The 1,666-nt window shown below is 76.3% G+C and carries 1 protein-coding gene; it reads right to left on the reverse strand.

Translation table 11 applies throughout. The annotated features are described in order from the left end of the window. Positions 1-1,666, reverse strand: a 1,666-nt coding sequence (locus AB0O00_RS38220; RefSeq protein ID WP_363659292.1) for a MinD/ParA family protein, incomplete at both ends; no start/stop codon positions are given.

Below are 1,666 nucleotides of genomic sequence, written 5' to 3' on the forward strand. Positions count from 1 at the left end.
TGCGGGTAGCCGTAGCTCCCCGGCGGCGGGGTCTGGCCGGGCTGCGGCGCCCACGGCGTGCCCGGGGCCGGCTGGGCGGCCGGTGCGGGGTACGGCTGGGCGGGCGCCTGGTAGGGCTGCTGCTGCCCGGGCTGCTGCGCGTACGGCGGCTGCGGGGCCTGCTGCTGCGCCTGCTGCTGCCAGCCGCCCTGCTGCTGGGCGGCCTGCTGGGCCCGGATGATGTCCTCGCCGACCAGGGTGGCCAGCTCGAAGTAGGCCTCGCGGACCTTGGGCCGCATCATGTCGAGGTTGACCTCGGCACCGGCCGCCAGGCTCTCGTCGAAGGGCACCACGATGACGCCGCGGCAGCGGGTCTGGAAGTGCGCCACGATGTCCTCGACCTTGATCAGCTTGGCGGTCTCGCGCACCCCGGAGACCACCGTGATGCTGCGCTGCACGAGGTCCGCGTAGCCGTGCGCGGAGAGCCAGTCGAGCGTGGTGGAGGCGCTGGAGGCGCCGTCCACGCTGGGGGTGGAGACGATGATCAGCTGGTCGGCCAGGTCGAGCACCCCGCGCATCGCGCTGTACAGCAGACCGGTGCCGGAGTCGGTCAGGATGATCGGGTACTGGCGGCCCAGCACGTCGATGACCTGGCGGTAGTCCGAGTCGTTGAAGGTGGTCGAGACGGCCGGGTCGACGTCGTTCGCCAGGATCTCCAGGCCCGAGTGCAGGTCCTGCGAGGTGAACTGACGGATGTCCATGTAGCTGCGCAGGTGCGGGATGGCCGTCACCAGGTCGCGGATGGTCGCGCCGGTCTGGCGCTTGACCCGGCGGCCGAGGGTGCCGGCGTCCGGGTTGGCGTCGATCGCGATCACCTTGTCCTGGCGCTCGCTGGCCAGGGTCGCGCCGAGCGCGGTGGTGGTCGTGGTCTTGCCGACGCCGCCCTTGAGACTGATCACGGCGATCTTGTAGCAGCTCAGCACCGGGGTGCGGATGATCTCCAGCTTGCGGGACTTCTCGGCCGCCGCCGCCTTGCCGCCGAACTGGAACCGCGGCTGCTGGCGCTGCTGCTTGGGCTGGCTGCGCAGCAGGCGGTCCGAGGACAGCTCGACGGCGGCCGTGTAGCCGAGCGGGGCGCCGTGCGCGGTCTGCTGCGGGGCGGGGCCCTGCGGGAACCCGCCGGGGGCCTGGGCGGCCTGCTGCGGCCAGGGCTGCGCCGGGCCGGGCTGGGCCGGCGGGGCGGGCTGCTGGTAGGCGGCGGGCTGCGGCCAGCCGCCCTGGCGCGGGTCGACCGGCGCGGTCGGTGGGGCAGGCTGGGGCTGCGCGGGGCCGGGCGCGGGCTGCGGCTGGACGGCGTGCGGCGGGACGGGCTGCGCCGGGCCGGGCTGCCCCTGGGCCGCGGCCTGCTGGGCGGCCCACGCGGCGGCCTGCGGGTCCTGCGGGGCGGCGGGCGGCTGCACGAACGCCGGCGGCGCCGGCGGGCCGGGCTGCACCGGCGGCGCGGTGACCTGCGGGTCCGGGTACGGCTGCGGCTGCTGCGCGGTCGGGGCCGGCTGCACCGGCTGCGTGGCGGGGGCCGGCTGAGCGTCCGGGTACGGCTGGTGCGCGACCGGGGCCGCCGGGGGCCAGCCCGGGGTGGCGGCCGGCATCTGCTCGTGCTGCTGGACGGGGGCCGGCGGCGGGAAGG

Source organism: Kitasatospora sp. NPDC093558, from assembly GCF_040683475.1.
In the GTDB taxonomy this organism is placed as follows: domain Bacteria; phylum Actinomycetota; class Actinomycetes; order Streptomycetales; family Streptomycetaceae; genus Kitasatospora.